Source organism: Streptomyces niveiscabiei (genome assembly GCF_001419795.1).
In the GTDB taxonomy this organism is placed as follows: Bacteria; Actinomycetota; Actinomycetes; order Streptomycetales; family Streptomycetaceae; genus Streptomyces; species Streptomyces niveiscabiei.
Window position 1 is genome coordinate 725 of record NZ_LIRL01001420.1, and the last position, 464, is coordinate 1,188.

Genomic DNA, 464 nt, shown 5'->3' on the forward strand with positions numbered 1-464 from the left:
CGAGGGCCGCGCCTCCGCCCGTACCTGGCTGCTGTCCATCGCCCGCCGCACGGTCGCCGACAGCTTCCGCCGCGCGGCCGTACGGCCCCGGATCGCCGACACCCGCGACTGGCAGACGGAGGCGGAGCGCGCCCAGCCCCGGGGTGTGCCGGGGTTCGAGGACGGGATCGCTCTCCTGGACCTGCTGGAGACGCTCCCCGACGACCGGCGCGAGGCGTTCCTCCTGACGCAGGTGGTGGGCCTGTCGTACGAGGAGACGGCCGTCTTCGCCGGCTGCCCCGTCGGCACCGTGCGCTCCCGGGTCTCCCGCGCGCGCTCCGCGCTGCTGGTCGACGTCAAGTTGCCTTGTACGCAAGGAAGTTGACGCATGTTCGCGGGAACTGACCGGTCCCGGCGCCCGACTACTGCACCGGAACATCTGAAGCAAGGAGCCTCCATGTCGATCAAACGGCCGGTCGCCGCCG

Annotated in this window: 1 protein-coding gene; it reads left to right on the top strand. The window is 72.2% G+C overall.

Translation table 11 applies throughout. From position 1 onward, the window contains the following. On the top strand, nt 1-364 hold a 364-nt coding region (locus tag AOK24_RS44640; protein WP_240554434.1), incomplete at its 5' end, for a sigma-70 family RNA polymerase sigma factor. Nucleotides 365-464 lie beyond the last annotated feature (100 nt).